Source organism: Halococcus sp. AFM35 (genome assembly GCF_051195015.1).
Lineage (GTDB): Archaea > Halobacteriota > Halobacteria > Halobacteriales > Halococcaceae > Halococcus.
In genome coordinates this window covers 84,927-98,766 of the sequence record NZ_JBNTJU010000006.1, presented here as the reverse complement: position 1 = coordinate 98,766, position 13,840 = coordinate 84,927, and the positions used below count along the sequence as shown (strand labels likewise).

17 protein-coding genes and 1 pseudogene are annotated in these 13,840 nt (G+C 64.7%); 9 read left to right on the top strand and 9 right to left on the bottom strand.

What is annotated here, in order from left to right:
* Positions 1-78 precede the first annotated feature (78 nt).
* Genes ACQUQO_RS06795 through ACQUQO_RS06785 form a run of 3 tightly spaced genes read left to right on the top strand, consistent with a single transcriptional unit; the run spans position 79 to position 2,580 of the window.
* Positions 79-1,215 (top strand): acyl-CoA dehydrogenase family protein, encoded by a 1,137-nt coding sequence (locus tag ACQUQO_RS06795; RefSeq protein WP_435077210.1) that lies wholly within the window; start codon positions 79-81, stop codon positions 1,213-1,215.
* A complete protein-coding gene (locus tag ACQUQO_RS06790; protein ID WP_435077209.1) occupies positions 1,212-2,051 on the top strand; it encodes an alpha/beta fold hydrolase in 840 nt (279 codons plus the stop codon). Before ACQUQO_RS06795 ends, ACQUQO_RS06790 begins: the two co-directional genes overlap by 4 nt.
* 1 nt (position 2,052) lies before the next feature.
* Positions 2,053-2,580: a winged helix-turn-helix domain-containing protein gene (locus ACQUQO_RS06785; RefSeq protein ID WP_435077208.1), complete on the top strand. Its 528-nt coding sequence runs from the start codon at positions 2,053-2,055 to the stop codon at positions 2,578-2,580.
* On the opposite strand, the gene ACQUQO_RS06780 is transcribed toward ACQUQO_RS06785, so the two are convergent.
* The 5 genes and pseudogenes from ACQUQO_RS06780 to ACQUQO_RS06760 form a co-directional block, all read right to left on the bottom strand.
* Positions 2,581-3,003, bottom strand: coding sequence for a universal stress protein (locus ACQUQO_RS06780; protein ID WP_435077207.1), 423 nt, complete (start codon positions 3,001-3,003; stop codon positions 2,581-2,583).
* A gap of 41 nt (positions 3,004-3,044) precedes the next feature.
* Positions 3,045-3,485, bottom strand: coding sequence for a MaoC/PaaZ C-terminal domain-containing protein (locus ACQUQO_RS06775; RefSeq protein ID WP_435077206.1), 441 nt, complete (start codon positions 3,483-3,485; stop codon positions 3,045-3,047).
* Positions 3,482-3,934 carry a PaaI family thioesterase gene (locus tag ACQUQO_RS06770; protein ID WP_435077205.1) on the bottom strand — a complete coding sequence of 151 codons (453 nt, stop codon included), beginning with the start codon at positions 3,932-3,934 and terminating at the stop codon, positions 3,482-3,484. Before ACQUQO_RS06770 ends, ACQUQO_RS06775 begins: the two co-directional genes overlap by 4 nt.
* 17 nt (positions 3,935-3,951) lie before the next feature.
* Positions 3,952-5,127 (bottom strand): annotated as a pseudogene (locus ACQUQO_RS06765) (3-hydroxyacyl-CoA dehydrogenase); the annotation flags it as partial.
* 52 nt (positions 5,128-5,179) lie between these two features.
* The gene (locus ACQUQO_RS06760; RefSeq protein ID WP_435077292.1) at positions 5,180-6,247 is read right to left on the bottom strand and encodes a phosphotransferase family protein; all 1,068 of its coding nucleotides are present in this window, start codon (positions 6,245-6,247) and stop codon (positions 5,180-5,182) included.
* 242 nt (positions 6,248-6,489) lie between these two features.
* Between ACQUQO_RS06760 and ACQUQO_RS06755 the strand changes: the two genes are divergently transcribed.
* Genes ACQUQO_RS06755 through ACQUQO_RS06745 form a run of 3 tightly spaced genes read left to right on the top strand, consistent with a single transcriptional unit; the run spans position 6,490 to position 8,949 of the window.
* Entirely contained in the window at positions 6,490-7,701 is a 1,212-nt protein-coding gene (locus ACQUQO_RS06755; protein ID WP_435077204.1) for an acyl-CoA dehydrogenase family protein, read from the top strand.
* A gap of 42 nt (positions 7,702-7,743) precedes the next feature.
* Positions 7,744-8,520: an SIR2 family NAD-dependent protein deacylase gene (locus ACQUQO_RS06750; RefSeq protein WP_435077203.1), complete on the top strand. Its 777-nt coding sequence runs from the start codon at positions 7,744-7,746 to the stop codon at positions 8,518-8,520.
* 30 nt (positions 8,521-8,550) lie between these two features.
* Entirely contained in the window at positions 8,551-8,949 is a 399-nt protein-coding gene (locus ACQUQO_RS06745; protein ID WP_435077202.1) for a cupin domain-containing protein, read from the top strand.
* A 1-nt stretch (position 8,950) separates the two neighbouring features.
* Here ACQUQO_RS06745 and ACQUQO_RS06740 read toward each other — a convergent pair whose 3' ends face one another.
* Both ACQUQO_RS06740 and ACQUQO_RS06735 read right to left on the bottom strand, forming a co-directional pair.
* Positions 8,951-9,409 (bottom strand): HVO_2922 family protein, encoded by a 459-nt coding sequence (locus ACQUQO_RS06740; protein WP_435077201.1) that lies wholly within the window; start codon positions 9,407-9,409, stop codon positions 8,951-8,953.
* Positions 9,410-9,457: 48 nt separating this feature from the next.
* Entirely contained in the window at positions 9,458-9,703 is a 246-nt protein-coding gene (locus ACQUQO_RS06735) for a glutaredoxin family protein (RefSeq protein ID WP_435077200.1), read from the bottom strand.
* A gap of 73 nt (positions 9,704-9,776) precedes the next feature.
* Between ACQUQO_RS06735 and ACQUQO_RS06730 the strand changes: the two genes are divergently transcribed.
* The 3 genes from ACQUQO_RS06730 to ACQUQO_RS06720 all read left to right on the top strand — a co-directional run bounded on the left by ACQUQO_RS06730 (position 9,777) and on the right by ACQUQO_RS06720 (position 11,836).
* Positions 9,777-10,253, top strand: a complete 477-nt coding sequence (locus tag ACQUQO_RS06730; RefSeq protein ID WP_435077199.1) for a peroxiredoxin family protein — start codon at positions 9,777-9,779, stop codon at positions 10,251-10,253.
* 54 nt (positions 10,254-10,307) lie between these two features.
* Complete coding sequence (locus ACQUQO_RS06725; RefSeq protein WP_435077291.1) at positions 10,308-10,589, top strand: BtrH N-terminal domain-containing protein; 282 nt, start codon at positions 10,308-10,310, stop codon at positions 10,587-10,589.
* A 77-nt stretch (positions 10,590-10,666) separates the two neighbouring features.
* Entirely contained in the window at positions 10,667-11,836 is a 1,170-nt protein-coding gene (locus ACQUQO_RS06720; protein ID WP_435077198.1) for a CaiB/BaiF CoA transferase family protein, read from the top strand.
* Here ACQUQO_RS06720 and ACQUQO_RS06715 read toward each other — a convergent pair whose 3' ends face one another.
* Together ACQUQO_RS06715 and ACQUQO_RS06710 are read right to left on the bottom strand one after the other, a co-directional pair.
* Positions 11,837-13,039, bottom strand: a complete 1,203-nt coding sequence (locus tag ACQUQO_RS06715; RefSeq protein ID WP_435077196.1) for an alpha-hydroxy-acid oxidizing protein — start codon at positions 13,037-13,039, stop codon at positions 11,837-11,839.
* A 33-nt stretch (positions 13,040-13,072) separates the two neighbouring features.
* Positions 13,073-13,765 carry an HAD family hydrolase gene (locus ACQUQO_RS06710; RefSeq protein WP_435077195.1) on the bottom strand — a complete coding sequence of 231 codons (693 nt, stop codon included), beginning with the start codon at positions 13,763-13,765 and terminating at the stop codon, positions 13,073-13,075.
* Positions 13,766-13,840 lie beyond the last annotated feature (75 nt).

Below are 13,840 nucleotides of genomic sequence, written 5' to 3'. Positions count from 1 at the left end.
CGATTCGACCGGCCATCGAATTTTCCGTCGTTCACGCTCGGCAGGAAGATACTTTTCGCTGGAAACCCATGACCACCTATGGCGTTCCAGCTATCGGGAGAACACGAGGCCATCCGCAAAGCCGTCCGCGAGTTCGCCGAAGACGAAATCGTGCCTGTTGCGCGCGAACACGACGAAACTGGAGAGTACCCCGAAGAACTCAGACGGGAGGCCGCAGAATACGACTTCGTCGCGCCGAACATTCCCGAAGAATACGGCGGCGCGGGCATGGACGCGCTCGCGTCGACGCTCGTGACCGAGGAACTCTGGCGTGCCGACCCCGGCATCGGGAGCGCGGTCGGCTCGGCCGGGTTCGGCAGCAGTATGCTCATCGCCTATGGGGAGGAGTGGATGAAAGAGGAGTGGCTGCCGCCGATTGCGGCCGGCGAGTCAGCCTCGGCGAGCGCCATCTCCGAACCCGCCCACGGCTCGAACGTGGCGGGCATCGAGACTCGTGCCGAGCAGGACGGTGACGACTACGTATTGAATGGCAACAAGATGTGGATTACCAACGGTACTGTCGCCGACATCGCCATCGTGATGGCCAAGACCGACCCCGAGGCGGGCCATCGGGGCATCACGGCCTTCCTCGTCCCCACCGACACCGAGGGATTCTCGGCGGAGAAGATCGACAACAAACTCGGGATTCGCGCGTCGGACCTCGCGGAGTTACGTCTCGACGACGTCAGGGTCTCGGAGGAAAACGTCGTCGGCGAGGTCGATGAAGGATTCTACCAGCTGATGAACTTCTTCGCGTCGGGGAGAGCGAGCGTCGCCGCCCAAGCGGTGGGGGCCGCACAGGGCGCGCTCGATGCTGCCAAGGAGTACGCGGGCGAGCGCGAGCAGTTCGACCAGCCAATTAGTGAATTTCAGGCCATCCAGCACAAACTCGCCGAGATGGCGACCGATGTGGACGCCGCGCGCTCGCTGGCCTACCGGGCCGCCACCGCGGTCGAGAGCGACGCCGACGACGCGGTGCGGCTGGCGAGTATGGCAAAGCTGTTCGCCAGCGAGCACGCCGTCGACGTGGCCGACGAGGCGATTCAGGTGTTCGGCGGTGCAGGCTACGTCACCGACCACCCCGCCGAACGCTACTACCGCGACGCGCGCATCACGAAGATCTACGAGGGGACGAGCGAAATCCAGAAGAACATCATCGCCGACCAACTGCTATGAATCACAACGACTGGGCCGCCGGACAGGAAGAAACGACCGTCACAGTTGACGGTCACGAGCTATCGGTGGCCTACCGCGATGACGGCGAGGAGGACGGCGAACCGCCCGTGGTCTTCCTGCACGGCATTCCGACGTGGTCGTTCCTCTGGCGCGATATCGCCCCACCGATTGCCGAGGAGCGCCGGGTGATTACGCCCGACCTGTTGGGGTATGGCAACTCCGCCATGCACGACGGCTTCGATAGGTCGATACGCGCACAGGAGGCGATGCTCGACGACTTCCTTTCACAGTTGGGCATCGAGCGCGTCTCGCTGGTCAGCCACGACATCGGGGGCGGGGTCGCGCTCCGGTACGCCGCCCACAATCCCGAGAATGTCTCGAAACTCGTCTGCTCGAACGCGGTCTGCTACGATTCGTGGCCCGTCGAGTTCATCTCCGACCTCGGACTGCCCGATACGATGGAGACCGACCTCGATGACCTCGAAGCACGGGTGAGTTCGGCGTTCTCGCAAGGAACTTACGACGACCCCGACGAGGAGTTCGTCGAAGGACTCACCGCGCCGTGGCTCACGGAGGAGGGACGAACGTCGCTCTCGCGGTGTGCAGTGGCGACGAACACGAATCACACGACCGAACTCGATTACGGTAACATCGAGACCGACGTACTCTGTCTGTGGGGCGCGGACGATTCCTTCCAGCCAATCGAATACGGCGAGCGTCTCGCTGCGGAGACCGGCGGCGAGGTGGCCGCACTCGACGAGGCCTACCACTGGGTGATGGAAGACCGCACCGATGCGTACATCGACGAGCTCCGGGAGTTTCTCGTGGAGGAGTGAGATGCAGGGAGACACACCGGAGTGGGAGTTCACCGAACGCGACGTGGTGATTCTGCGCGAGCTCGCGGGCGACCCACAGGTCTCCTCGCGCCAACTCACCGACATCCTCGCCGACAAATACGGTATCGAGGTCTCGCACGTCACGGTCAGCGAGTCGATTCGACGGATGCGCGAGGAGGGCGTCTTCCGCGAGGCGGTCATCCCCAACGAGGACTTTTTCATCTTCGGACTGTTCGAGTTCAAGTTCAACGCCGAGCACTTCGCCGAGGAGTGGCGCGCGGCGATGGAGTACATCCGCGATTCGCCGAATACCCTGTTCTATTTCCTGTCGGATGGTGAATACCAGTGGAAGACAGTGATGATGTTCCCGACTCGTGAGGCGGAATCGCGCTGGATACACGAGTTCTACAAGGAACACGGAAGCGTGGTTTCGAACATCCGCAACTCCGTCGTGACGAACGTCCTCAAGTTCGGTACCGACCCCGAGCTTCTCGAAAGCCTGAACGACGGCCCGCGAACCCGGGAATAATCAGCCGATTATCGTCACCGGAATCGAGACCTTGCGCGCGACCTCCTCGGCGACGCTTCCCAGCAGCAGGCGTTTGGTGCCGGAGCGACCGTGGCTGCCGATGACGATGTGGTCGACGTCGTTGTCGTCGGCGTACTGGATGACGACGTCGCTCGGTACGCCGCTTTCGGCCGCGGTCGTGACGGCGACGCCGTACTCCTCGGCTACTGTCTGTGCGCTCGACTGGACCTCCTCGCTCTTCTCGCGTGCCTGCTGCTGCCAGCGCTCCCCGAGGGTGTTGCCCGGCGCGCCGTAACCCCATTCGGCGGGGTCGATGGCGTGGATAACCGTGAGTTCGTCCCCCGAGTGCTCGGTGAGGGCGTATTCGAGCGCCTCGTGGGCCTGTTCGGAGTCGTCGAACGGCACCAGAACGCGTTTGCTCATACCCACTCTATAGCGAGGTCACCAAAGAGTCTGCTGCCGGCTCAGCGCACCAGCGAGAGCAGTTCACACGAGAGGACGGTCTCGTCGTCCTGGTTCACCACTCCTGCCCCGTATCTGACCGTCCCACTCGCACGCGGATGGTCGCGCTCGACCGTTTCGAGCACCTCGGTCTCGACGTGGATGGTGTCGCCGATGAAGGTGGGTGCGGCGAACCGAAGCGAATCGACCCCGTAGAAGGCGATGACGTCGTCGCGCTCGTCGGGCGTGCGCGACTGCCAGAGCAGGCCCGTCATCGCCGCAAAGACGAACGCGCCATGGACGATGCGCTCGCCGTATTCGGTACTCTCCATCCGCTCCTCGTCGGTGTGGTGGTGGTTGAAATCACCACTCACACCGGCGAAGTTCACGACATCGGCTTCCGTTATCGTCCGCCGCGCCGTCTCTCCCGTCTCGCCCGCTTCGACTGACTCGAAGGTGCTCATCGGTCCTCCCGAAACAGCCGATAGCTGGTGCGGCCGACCGCGACCGCCTCCTCCTCACCGTCAGGTGCAACGCTCGATACGGTCGCATCGGTGACGCCCATCGACCCGCCCGCGCGGACGACTTCGGCCTCCACGGTCAAATCGTCGGTCGCGGGGCGGAGATACGAGACGTTCAGGTCGGTGGTGGTGAGCGTCGCGTCCTCGGGGTTGTCGAACGTCGAGCGGAGCGCGAACCCGCTCGCCGAGTCGACGAGCGTGGCCGCCACCCCGCCGTGGACGTTCGCCTCGCCACCGGGCACGAGATTGGTGAACTTCTCGTCGTAGGGCACGCGGAGGACGACGTGACCGTGCTCGATTGTCTCGATTTCGAGACCGAGCCACGCGAACAGCCCGTGCTCGTCGACGATGGCTTCGAGTCGGCTCCGCTCGGTGGCCGAGAGTTCGGTCATCGCTCCGCTGTGACTGGTTCGCCGCCCTCGTAGTCGTGGAAGCCGGCCCCGCTCTCCACGCCAGTGTTCCCCGATTCGACCAGTTCGACGAGGTAGTCGGCGGGTTCGAAACGCTGCTGGCCAGTCTCCTCCCGAAGCGATTCGAGCTTTTCCAGTATCGTATCGAGACCGATGTCGTCCCCTCGTCGGCACGTCCCTTCGGGAAAGCCGGTGCCGAGGCGCATGCCGGTGTCGATGGCTGCGGCGGTCGCCACGTCCCCGCCGATGAGTTTCGCGGCCTCGTTGACCATGCACGCTTCCACGCGAAGCGTGTCGAAGCCCTCGCCGTCGCCCTCCTCGTAGTCCGCGCCGTCGCCCTCCTCGTAGTCGTAGTAGCCCTTTCCGGTCTTGCGACCCAACTCTTCGGCCTCGACTTTCTCCTCGATGAGCGGTGGGTTCTCGATGCCGGCCTCCTCGCGCACCGAGTAGCCGATGTCGATACCCGTCAGGTCGCCGAGTTCGAACGGTCCCATCGGGTAGCCTCGCCGGTGGACCATCGCGGCGTCGGCCTCCCGGATGGTCGCCTCGCCATCGGAGACCATCCACGCGGGTTCGACCATGAACGGCCAGAGGACGCTGTTGACGACGAAGCCGTTGACGTCCTTGCGGACGTAGATGGGGGTCTTGCCGAGCGACTCGACGAACCCGTGGGCAGTTTCTGCGGTGTCGTCGGTCGTGTGCTCGCCGTAGATGACCTCCACGAGGTCCATCTTCACAGGAGGATTGAAGTAGTGGGTGCCGACGACCTGTCCCTCCCTGTCGGTAGCGCTTGCGATTTCGGTGATCGACAGCGAAGAGGTGTTCGAGGCGAGAATTGCCTCATCGGGCGCGAGGTCGTCGAGGTCGGAATAGATTTCCTTTTTCAGGTCCATCCGCTCGGGCGCGGCCTCGACGACCAGATCGACGTCTCTCACTGCTTCGTCGAGGTCGGTCGTCGTGTCGATGTGTGCGAGCACTTCGTCGGGGTCATCGACCGCCCCGTTCTCGGCGAGTTTGTCGAGGCTCCACTCGATGTCCTCGTAGCCGGAGTCGACGAACTCCTTCTCGACGTCGCGCATCGTCACGTCGTAGCCCGCGAGCGCGACGACCTCGGTGATGCCGTGGCCCATGTTGCCCGCGCCGAGCACCGCCACCCGTTCGATGTCGTTCGTCATGGTCGTTCCGGCGTTCGCCGTCGGCTTAATACCCCCGCAATCGGCGACCGGTTCATAGCGGCTCCTCGCCCTCGATGATGCGCACCGCTCGGTCGGCGAGTTCAGGGACTCCCGATTCCATCTTCGGATACAGTGGGTCGTCGGCGTTGTCCTCCAGATAGCGCCGGAAGAACATCTCGCCCAACCCCGCGAGTTTGTAGACTGCGAGCGCACGATAGAAGCGGTCGTTCTCGTAGGCGATTCCCGTCTGTTGCTCGTACCGTTCGACCAACTCCCGTCTGGTGGGATAGCCCTCGCGCGTCATGAACGTCGAATTGAGCGAGTCGGTCGCCGCCGGGGGGTCGGGGTCACCCTCGTCCCACCAGTACGAGAGCATCCAGCCGAGGTCCACGAGCGGATTGCCGAGGGTACTCAGTTCCCAGTCGAAGACGGCGACGATTTCGGGGGGTGTGCCCGGTGCGAACATCACGTTGTCGAGCTTGTAATCGCCCTGCACGAGCGTGTGGGTCGGCGCGTCGGGGACGTTCTCGGTGAGCCATTCCATCACGTCGTAGAGTTCGGGGACCTCGCGTTCGTCGGTCGTGACGTCGAACGCCCACGTCAACTGCTCGGACCAGCGTTCGACTTGGCGCTCGGTGAACCCCTCGGGATGGCCGAACTCGCCGAGACCCACGTCCTCGTAATCGACGGCGTGGATTTCACAGAGACCATCCACGAGTTCCTCGCCGATTCGCCGGCGATGATCGGGCGTGGCGAAGCGGTCGGGTTCGTCCTCGCGCAGCACGTCGCCGGCGACGCGCTCCATCACGTAGAAGTCACAGCCCAGCACCGAGTGGTCCTCACAGGCCAACACGGTGGGTGGCACCCTGACCGCCGTGTCCTGCAAGGCGTCCATCACGCGATACTCCCGGAGCACGTCGTGGGCGGTGTCGGCCACTTCGCCGGGCGGCGGGCGACGGACCACGAGGTCGCGGTCGCCCCATTCGACGAACAGCGTCTCGTTCGAGTGACCCTCCTGATGGTGGTGGACCTCGTACTCCTCGACCGCCCCCAACTCTCGCTCGAAGTGGTTCGCCAGCGACTCCTCGTCGACGATGCGTGCGAAATACTCGTCGCTCATCGGTCGCTCCGGTTCGGTCGCGGCGATGATTTCGTTACCATTGGTAGACCGATTGTGCATCGAGGTACGAATAACTGCTGGGTACACCAAACCGAGTCGACACGTTCGGCGGCGATTTCGGGTTTGTGGCCGCGAGCGGCCGGCACTGCTATCGGACCAAAAAATATCGTAATTCATGTCTGTACGTTCTATTTTCACTATCGGCCCTATCGTTTTACAATGTAGTGTCGAGAAGGGTGTGCATGGAGTACAACGATTCGGCGACCGCTCGGGAGCTACGAGAACGTGCCCACGAGTTCATGGCGGAGGTCGTCCTGCCAGAGGAGCGCGCCCACGCCGGCGGCAGCATCGGGCGCGAGACCATCGACGACCTGCGCGAACAGGCCCGCGAGTACGACGTCTATGCACCCCAAATTTCCGAAGCACACGGTGGAATGGGCATCGCGCTCCGAGACGTGCTGCCGCTGTTCGAGGAAGCAGGCAGAAGCCTGCTGGGCGCGCCCGCGATGCGCGTCGACGCACCGGACGAGGGGAACATGCACACGCTCGAACTCGTCGGCACCGAGGCACAGAAAGAGGAGTGGCTCGACCCACTCGTCGCGGGCGAGATTCGGTCGGGCTTTGCGATGACCGAACCCGCTCCCGGTGGTGGGTCGGACCCGAAGATGCTCCGGACGACCGCCGAGAAAGAGGACGGCGAGTGGGTCATCGACGGCCACAAGTGGTGGACCACGCAGGGCAGCGACGCCGACGTCCTGCTGGTGATGGCCCGCACCGACGAGGAGGCCCATCCCTACGCCGGCTGCTCGATTATTCTCGTGCCGACGGAGGCCGAGGGCGTCGACATCGTCCGGGACATCCCGCATCTCGGCCAGAGCTTCATGCCCGAGAGCCACGCCGAAATCCGTTTCGACGGCGTTCGCGTGCCCGAAGAGAATCTCCTCGGGGACGAAAACGAGGGCTTCACGGTCGCTCAGCAGCGCCTCGGCCCGGCCAGACTCACCCACTGCATGCGGTTTTCGGGCATGGCCGACCGCGCGCTCGACGTGGCGAAAGCCTACATGAGTGAACGAGAGGCGTTCGGCTCCGACCTCTCCGAAAAGCAGGCCCAGCGCTTTGCGATTGCGGAGGCCGAAACCCGCCTGCACGCCGCGCGGACGATGGTCCGCGATGCCGCCGAAAAACTCGACGCCGGCGGGGAGGCCCGTATCGAGGTCTCGATGAGCAAGGTCTTCGCCGCGAACGTCGCCCAAGAGACCATCGACCTCGCCATCCAGTGCTGTGGCGGGGCCGGCATCAGCCGGGACCTGCCGCTGGCGGACTTCTACGACGCCGTACGCGCCTTCCGCATCGTCGACGGCGCCGACGAGGTTCACAAGCGGACCATCGCGCGCGAAGCGTTCGAGGAGACGAATTCAGCGGAAATAGAGACGATTCCGCGGTTCGACGGCTGACTCGGGCCGAGGTGTTTTGGTCGCTCGACGGTATCGCCACACATGGACCGAGAGCTTCGGTTCGCCGCCGACGCCATCCGCGAGGCCCACAGTACAGTAGTGATGACCGGCGCGGGCGTCAGCACCGCCTCGGGCATCCCTGATTTCCGTGGCGACGGCGGACTCTGGGAGACTCACGACCCGACTGACTTCCACCTCTCGCGGTTCGAGACCAGTCCTGAAGAGTTCTGGCGCGACCGTCTCGACCTTCGGGAGACGCTACACGAAGCGGACCCCGAACCGAACGCCGCCCACGTGGCGCTCGTCGACCTCGAATCACAAGGACATCTCGACGCACTCATCACCCAGAACATCGACGGGTTGCACCACGCTGCCGGCTCCGAAGAGGTCGTCGAGATTCACGGCTCCGGCGAGCGCGTCGTCTGTCGAGACTGCGGGCGGCGCGCTCCGGCGGAACCGGTCCGCGAGCGCGTCCGGGACGGCGACTGTCCGCCGCGCTGTGAGTGCGGTGGACTTCTCAAACCCGATGTGGTGCTGTTCGGCGAGCAACTGACCGAGCACGCACTCTACCGCTCGCACGCGCTCGCCGAGAAGAGTGACGTGTTTCTCGTCGCCGGCTCTTCGCTCACCGTCGAGCCGGCCGCGTCGCTACCCCACACCGCCGCCGACAACGGTGCGACGACCATCGTCGTGAATCTCGACCGAACCACGCTCGCCGAGCGTGCCGACTACGACTTTCGGATAGACGTGACCGACGCGCTCCCGCGACTGGAGGGGGCGGTCGCCTCGACCACCGCACCCGACTCGAATCGGGCATAGACTTTTGCGCTGGCCCCTCGTTTCCGCCGTATGGACTACGGCATCGTCCGCACCGACGACGTGCGCGTGAGTGACCTCTCGGAGGTCGATGAGATCCCGCCGGACCTCGACGTCCGCTCGCTCGACGAGGCGCTCGGAACGGACGAGATGAACGTCAAGCTCTGGTATTTCGACCCCGGCGAGGAAATCCAGTATCACGCCCATTCCGAACAGGAGGAACTCTACTATATACTGGAAGGCGAGTTCTCGGTGAAGGTCGGTCCCTCCGGCGAGGAGGAAACTCACGAGGTCGGACCGGGAACGTTCTACGCCGCCGGGCCAGAGACCGGCCACGGCCACCAATACATGGGTGACGACCGCGGTATCGTCCTCGCCATCGGCACGCCGGCGGTCGAAGACCCTGGACTCGACCCGCACGACCTCGATTGACCTATTTCGAGACGACTTCGGCGTCGGGGGCGTTTTTCATCACGCTTCGCATCCCTTTGAGCGCGTTCTGTTTGCTGGTGTAGCCCTCGCCGCTGGTGGCGATGATGTTGCCGTTGCGATGGACGAGCCGCCAGCGCCACTCGCTCGCCCTATCCCGGAAGATTTCGAAGCGTCCGAGGCTGTGGACGGCATCATCGTTACCGGCCACCGTGCTCGCAGCGGTCGAAGATTCGTTTTCGCCCCATTCGAGTTCAAGTTCGAGGCTCATTTCTCCTGACTCGCGCTCGACTTCGATTTCGAAAAGAGGGGATTCCGGCGGATCGACCTGTACCGACTCTGGGCCGTCTTCGAGCGTCACCGGGCCGTCGTTTTCGAGCGCCGTCGCCAACGACCGGAAGACGGCGGCGATGTCGGTGCGGCTCCGTCGGCGCTCGCTTTCGAACAAAGTCTCGTCTGCCATACGGCCCCTTTACTCGGCGGAAGTATAAAACGAGGCGTCGGGAGCGACTCAGGCAGGTGCGTACGAGCGGTCGAGATGCTCGACGATGCGCTCGGATTCGCTCATCGTAATGCCGCGCTCGTCGTCGATGAGGACTGGAACGTCGCGCTGGCCCGAGACCCGTTTCACCTCGTCGCGTTTGGAGTGCAGTCCCTCGACCCAGACGCTCTCGAAGCCGATATCCAGTTCGTCGAGTCGGTCGACGACGTACTCACAGTGCGGGCAGCCTTCGAGACGATAGAGCGTGATGGCCATGACCATGCTCCGTCGGCCACGAACAAAAGCCTCCTGCCGATGGCGTTTTGTGTCCAACCGTCGACCATCGGGTATGCCACCGAGCGAGGGCGAGCGCGCCCCGGACTTCGAGGCGCTTCTCTGTGACGGCGAGACCTTCCGACCCATCCACCTCTCGGCCGTGCTCGACGGCGGTTGCGTGCTCGTCTTTTATGGATTTTCGTTCAGCGCCATCGCCGAGAACTGGTGGAAGCGCTACGAACGGGCCGGCTGGGACGATTTCGAAGTTCCTGTGGTGGGTGTGAGCCGCGACGGTCCCTACGCTCAGAACGCGTTCTTGCGGTATCTCGACGGTCCCTTTCGACTGTTCAGCGACGGCGAGGGGACCGCCGCCGAGAGCTACGACCTACTCACGGCGCGCGGGGGAATGGGGCGAACGAAAACCGCCCGCCGCGCCGTCTTCGTCCTCGACGGCGACCGGCGCGTGACCCATCGCTGGCTCGGCGAGGACTGGATTTCGCCCGTGCCGCGTACGGACATCGAGGCGGCGGTCGCGGAGTTGTCCGGGTAGTCTCGACTCGGCCATGGCGCACACACGGAGGGGCCGGTATGAGGGTCATCGACCATCCACACGGCCGGGCGCACCTGCGGCTCGGTCTCGCTGCGCAATCTCTCGGCATATCGTGGGTGTGACTTCGACGAACCGCTCTGTTTCGGCCTCGGGGCCGGCATCGGTTTCAGCTACTACGAGACCAGCCCCGCCAGCCGCAGCACCATCATGAGCCGGACCTCGTGGCTCGAATCGACGCTCTTCCGCTCGATATCCCATTCACTGAAGACGGTGGTGGGGACCGAGAGACGGCGTGGAAGGCCGTCAGGGCGCGGCTCGTGGACGACACTCCAGTGATGTTGTTCGTCGACCTTCGTGAGGAACTCCGAGGGACCGACACGAAGGATTATGGCGCGACCGCCGGAGGGTGGAACATGCAACTCGACGGCGTTCGCGTGCTCGATTTGACGCGGTATCTGCCCGGCCCGTACGCCACCCAACTGCTCGCCGACGCCGGTGCGGACGTCCTCAAGATCGAGGACATCAGTACAGGGGACCCGACGCGCTGGATGCACTTCGAGAGCGACGGAAGCGACGGAACGCTGTTTGCGGCAGTCAACCGCGGCAAGCGAAGCGTCGCGCTCGATTTGAAATCCGCAGCAGGGCGTGAAGCGTTCTTCGACCTCGCAAGCGAGGCCGACGCGCTCATCGAGGGGTTCCGGCCGGGCGTCACCGAGCGCCTCGGCGTCGATTACGACTCCCTTTGTGAGCACATCCCCGACATCGTCTACTGTTCGCTGTCGGGCTATGGCCAGACTGGTCCGTATCGAACGCGCGCAGGCCACGACCTGAACTACGCCGCCTTCTCGGGCTTGCTCGACATGACACGTGCCGACGGAGATACAAAGCCGGAGATTCCGGGCGTTCCGGTCGGCGACATGGCCGGCGGTCTCTTCGCAGCGTTCTCCATCGTGGGCGCGCTCTGTTCGCGCGCACTCGGCAACACCGGCGGGGAGTACATCGACGTCGCCATGACCGACGTGCTGCTCTCGTTTTCACAGGCGCTCGCGCCCGACGCGCTCGGCGGCGAGACGCCACGCCCCGGAGAAACGGCGCTCACGGGTGAGCTACCGTGGTACGGCGTCTACGAGACCGCCGACGGAAAGTACGTCACCATCGCGGCGCTCGAACCCGCATTTTGGAGAGCGTTCTGCGAGACCGTCGACCGCGAGGACCTCATCGACGCGCACATGAGCGAGGACGGGGCGACCCGCGCGGCGCTGCGCGACGAACTGGTCGAGATATTTGCCGCGAGGACCCGCGAGGAATGGGAAACGGAGTTCGAAGACAGCGACGCGACCGTCGAACCCATTCGCACCCTTTCGGAGGCGCTCGACCATCCACAGACCGATTCTCGCGGAGTGGTCCACCCCCAGAACCCGATGCGAATCGGGTTTCCGGCACGCTCCTCGAACCACGCCGACCCCGCGGCGGGCGTACCAAAACACGGCGCGCACACAGCCGAAGTCCTCCGCGAAGCGGGTTACACCGACGACGGTCTCGCAGAACTGCGTGAATCGGGAGCCGCGGCGTTCGGCGAGTGATCAGGGACCGCCCGAACCCGGCGGCCGGCGGTCGAGGAGTATCGACCTATCGAGGTCCTCGAAGCTCGTGTGGCCGGTGAGCGCGAGCGTCAGGTCGAGGTCGGCGCGGAAGTTCTCCAGCACGCTTCGGACGCCCGCCTCGCCGTCGAGTGCCAGCCCGTAGGCGTAGGGTCGCCCGAGCAGGACGCTATCGGCTCCGAGCGCAATCGCTTTGACCGCGTCCGCACCGCCGCGGACCCCGCTGTCGAAGAGCACGGGTGTGTCCCCGACCGCCTCGACGATGCTCGGCAGCGCGGTGAGCGCGCCGACTGCACCATCGACCTGCCGACCGCCGTGGTTCGAGACGACCACACCATCGGCACCGCACTCGACTGCGCGTTCGGCGTCGTCGGGATGGAGCACACCCTTGACGACCAGCGGGAGGTCGGTCTCCTCGCGGAGGTTCGCCAAATCCTCCCACGTCAGCGAGGGGTCGCCGAAGACATCGATGAACTCCATGACGGCCGACCCCTCGTTTTCCTCGGGCGAGGCGTTGAGGCGCTCGCGGAAGGCCGGGTCCGAAAAGTAGTTCGCCACGCCCTCGCCGTCGAGGAACGGGAGATAGCCCTGTTCGATGTCGCGTTCGCGCCAGCCGAGCAGGGGCGTATCGAGCGTGACCACGATACCGTCGTAGCCAGCGTCCTCGGCGCGGTCGACGAAACTGCTGGCGATTTTCTGGTCGGCCGACCAGTAGAGCTGGAACCATTTCGGGGTGTCTCCCAACTCGTCGGCGACCTCCTCCATCGTGTACGACGACGCCGAGCTGAGCACCATCGGAATATCGCAGTCGGCGGCGGCCCGCGCGACGGCGAGTTCACCCGCCTCGTGGACGATGGAGAGCACGCCGAGCGGCGCGAGGAGAACGGGGAGTTCGAACTCGCGGCCGAACGGGCTGACGCGGAGGTCGCGCTCTGAGACATCTCGAAGCACCCGCGGGACGATGCGCCAATCGGCGAACGCGCGCCGGTTCTCATCGATGGTGTCCTCGCTCCCGGCCCCGCCGGCGACGTAGGCCGCCGCCTCGTCGCTCATCGCCTCTATCGCTCGGTGCTTGAGTTTCTCGTACTGTACCGGATGCTCGGGCGGGTCGTTTGCGAGCATCCCCGCAGCATAGACGTTCTGCTGGCGGTGTTCGCCGTAGGGTTCGGACGGCTCGTCACTCATGGCTTCCTCTGTACTCGGCCATCGTAAGTAGATTTACCCGCGGACGCCGACGATATCGAGGATTTCGGTGGGGGATGCGATGCGATACGTGACTGCTGGGTCGTCAGAATCGGCCTCGCTCGCGCTGCCGCCGAAGGCGACGGAGTGAACCCCGGCCCGTGATGCGCCCTCCATGTCATTGGTGTAGCGGTCGCCGACCATCAGCGCCCGCGCAGGGTCGACATCCGCCTTGTCGAGGGCAGTCTCGAACATCGCCGGGTCGGGTTTGGTGCGGCCGACCTCCTCGGAGGTCGTCACCGCGTCGAGATGGTCGGCGACGCCGAACTGGGAAAGCAGGCGCTCGCCCTCCCACGTGTCGATATCGCTGAGGACGCCCTGATGCAGATGACCGTCGAGCCGGCGGATGGCTTCGACCGTTTCGTCGACCGGTTCGAGGCTCTCGCGGGTCGCGCGCTCGAAGGCCGGCAGCCACTTTTCTTCCGGTATCTCGTGGCCGACCATTGCCGCGACCGCTCGATGGTAGCCGACCCGCGCGCTGCGGAACTCGGTGCCCTCCCGGGTCGTGAAATGCGTTCCCAGCTCCTCGCGCCACGTTTCGAGCGCTCGTTCCGTGCCGAGGTCGTGCTCGTCGGCGAGAGACTCGACGAACGCGCGGTGGCCCGCCCGGACCGACTGAAGGTCCAAGATGACGCCACCGATGTCCCAGAAGATCGCCTCATAGTCCATGCCATGGCCACTCATCGACGGCACGAGTGTCTTCCGCTCGCGGCGAGGTGTTACCAGTGGTAAACGGATAGTCGT

Excerpts from the sequence above, each read along its gene's own strand:
- ACQUQO_RS06710 (WP_435077195.1), bottom strand. The coding sequence starts at position 13,765 with ATGGACTATGAGGCGATCTTCTGGGACATCGGTGGCGTCATCTTGGAC.
- ACQUQO_RS06735 (WP_435077200.1), bottom strand. The coding sequence starts at position 9,703 with ATGGCCATCACGCTCTATCGTCTCGAAGGCTGCCCGCACTGTGAGTAC.
- ACQUQO_RS06745 (WP_435077202.1), top strand. The coding sequence starts at position 8,551 with ATGGACTACGGCATCGTCCGCACCGACGACGTGCGCGTGAGTGACCTC.
- ACQUQO_RS06755 (WP_435077204.1), top strand. The coding sequence starts at position 6,490 with ATGGAGTACAACGATTCGGCGACCGCTCGGGAGCTACGAGAACGTGCC.
- ACQUQO_RS06780 (WP_435077207.1), bottom strand. The coding sequence starts at position 3,003 with ATGAGCAAACGCGTTCTGGTGCCGTTCGACGACTCCGAACAGGCCCAC.
- ACQUQO_RS06795 (WP_435077210.1), top strand. The coding sequence starts at position 79 with ATGGCGTTCCAGCTATCGGGAGAACACGAGGCCATCCGCAAAGCCGTC.
- ACQUQO_RS06775 (WP_435077206.1), bottom strand. The coding sequence starts at position 3,485 with ATGAGCACCTTCGAGTCAGTCGAAGCGGGCGAGACGGGAGAGACGGCG.
- ACQUQO_RS06750 (WP_435077203.1), top strand. The coding sequence starts at position 7,744 with ATGGACCGAGAGCTTCGGTTCGCCGCCGACGCCATCCGCGAGGCCCAC.
- ACQUQO_RS06720 (WP_435077198.1), top strand. The coding sequence starts at position 10,667 with ATGCAACTCGACGGCGTTCGCGTGCTCGATTTGACGCGGTATCTGCCC.
- ACQUQO_RS06715 (WP_435077196.1), bottom strand. The coding sequence starts at position 13,039 with ATGAGTGACGAGCCGTCCGAACCCTACGGCGAACACCGCCAGCAGAAC.
- ACQUQO_RS06740 (WP_435077201.1), bottom strand. The coding sequence starts at position 9,409 with ATGGCAGACGAGACTTTGTTCGAAAGCGAGCGCCGACGGAGCCGCACC.
- ACQUQO_RS06770 (WP_435077205.1), bottom strand. The coding sequence starts at position 3,934 with ATGACCGAACTCTCGGCCACCGAGCGGAGCCGACTCGAAGCCATCGTC.
- ACQUQO_RS06760 (WP_435077292.1), bottom strand. The coding sequence starts at position 6,247 with ATGAGCGACGAGTATTTCGCACGCATCGTCGACGAGGAGTCGCTGGCG.
- ACQUQO_RS06730 (WP_435077199.1), top strand. The coding sequence starts at position 9,777 with ATGCCACCGAGCGAGGGCGAGCGCGCCCCGGACTTCGAGGCGCTTCTC.
- ACQUQO_RS06790 (WP_435077209.1), top strand. The coding sequence starts at position 1,212 with ATGAATCACAACGACTGGGCCGCCGGACAGGAAGAAACGACCGTCACA.
- ACQUQO_RS06785 (WP_435077208.1), top strand. The coding sequence starts at position 2,053 with ATGCAGGGAGACACACCGGAGTGGGAGTTCACCGAACGCGACGTGGTG.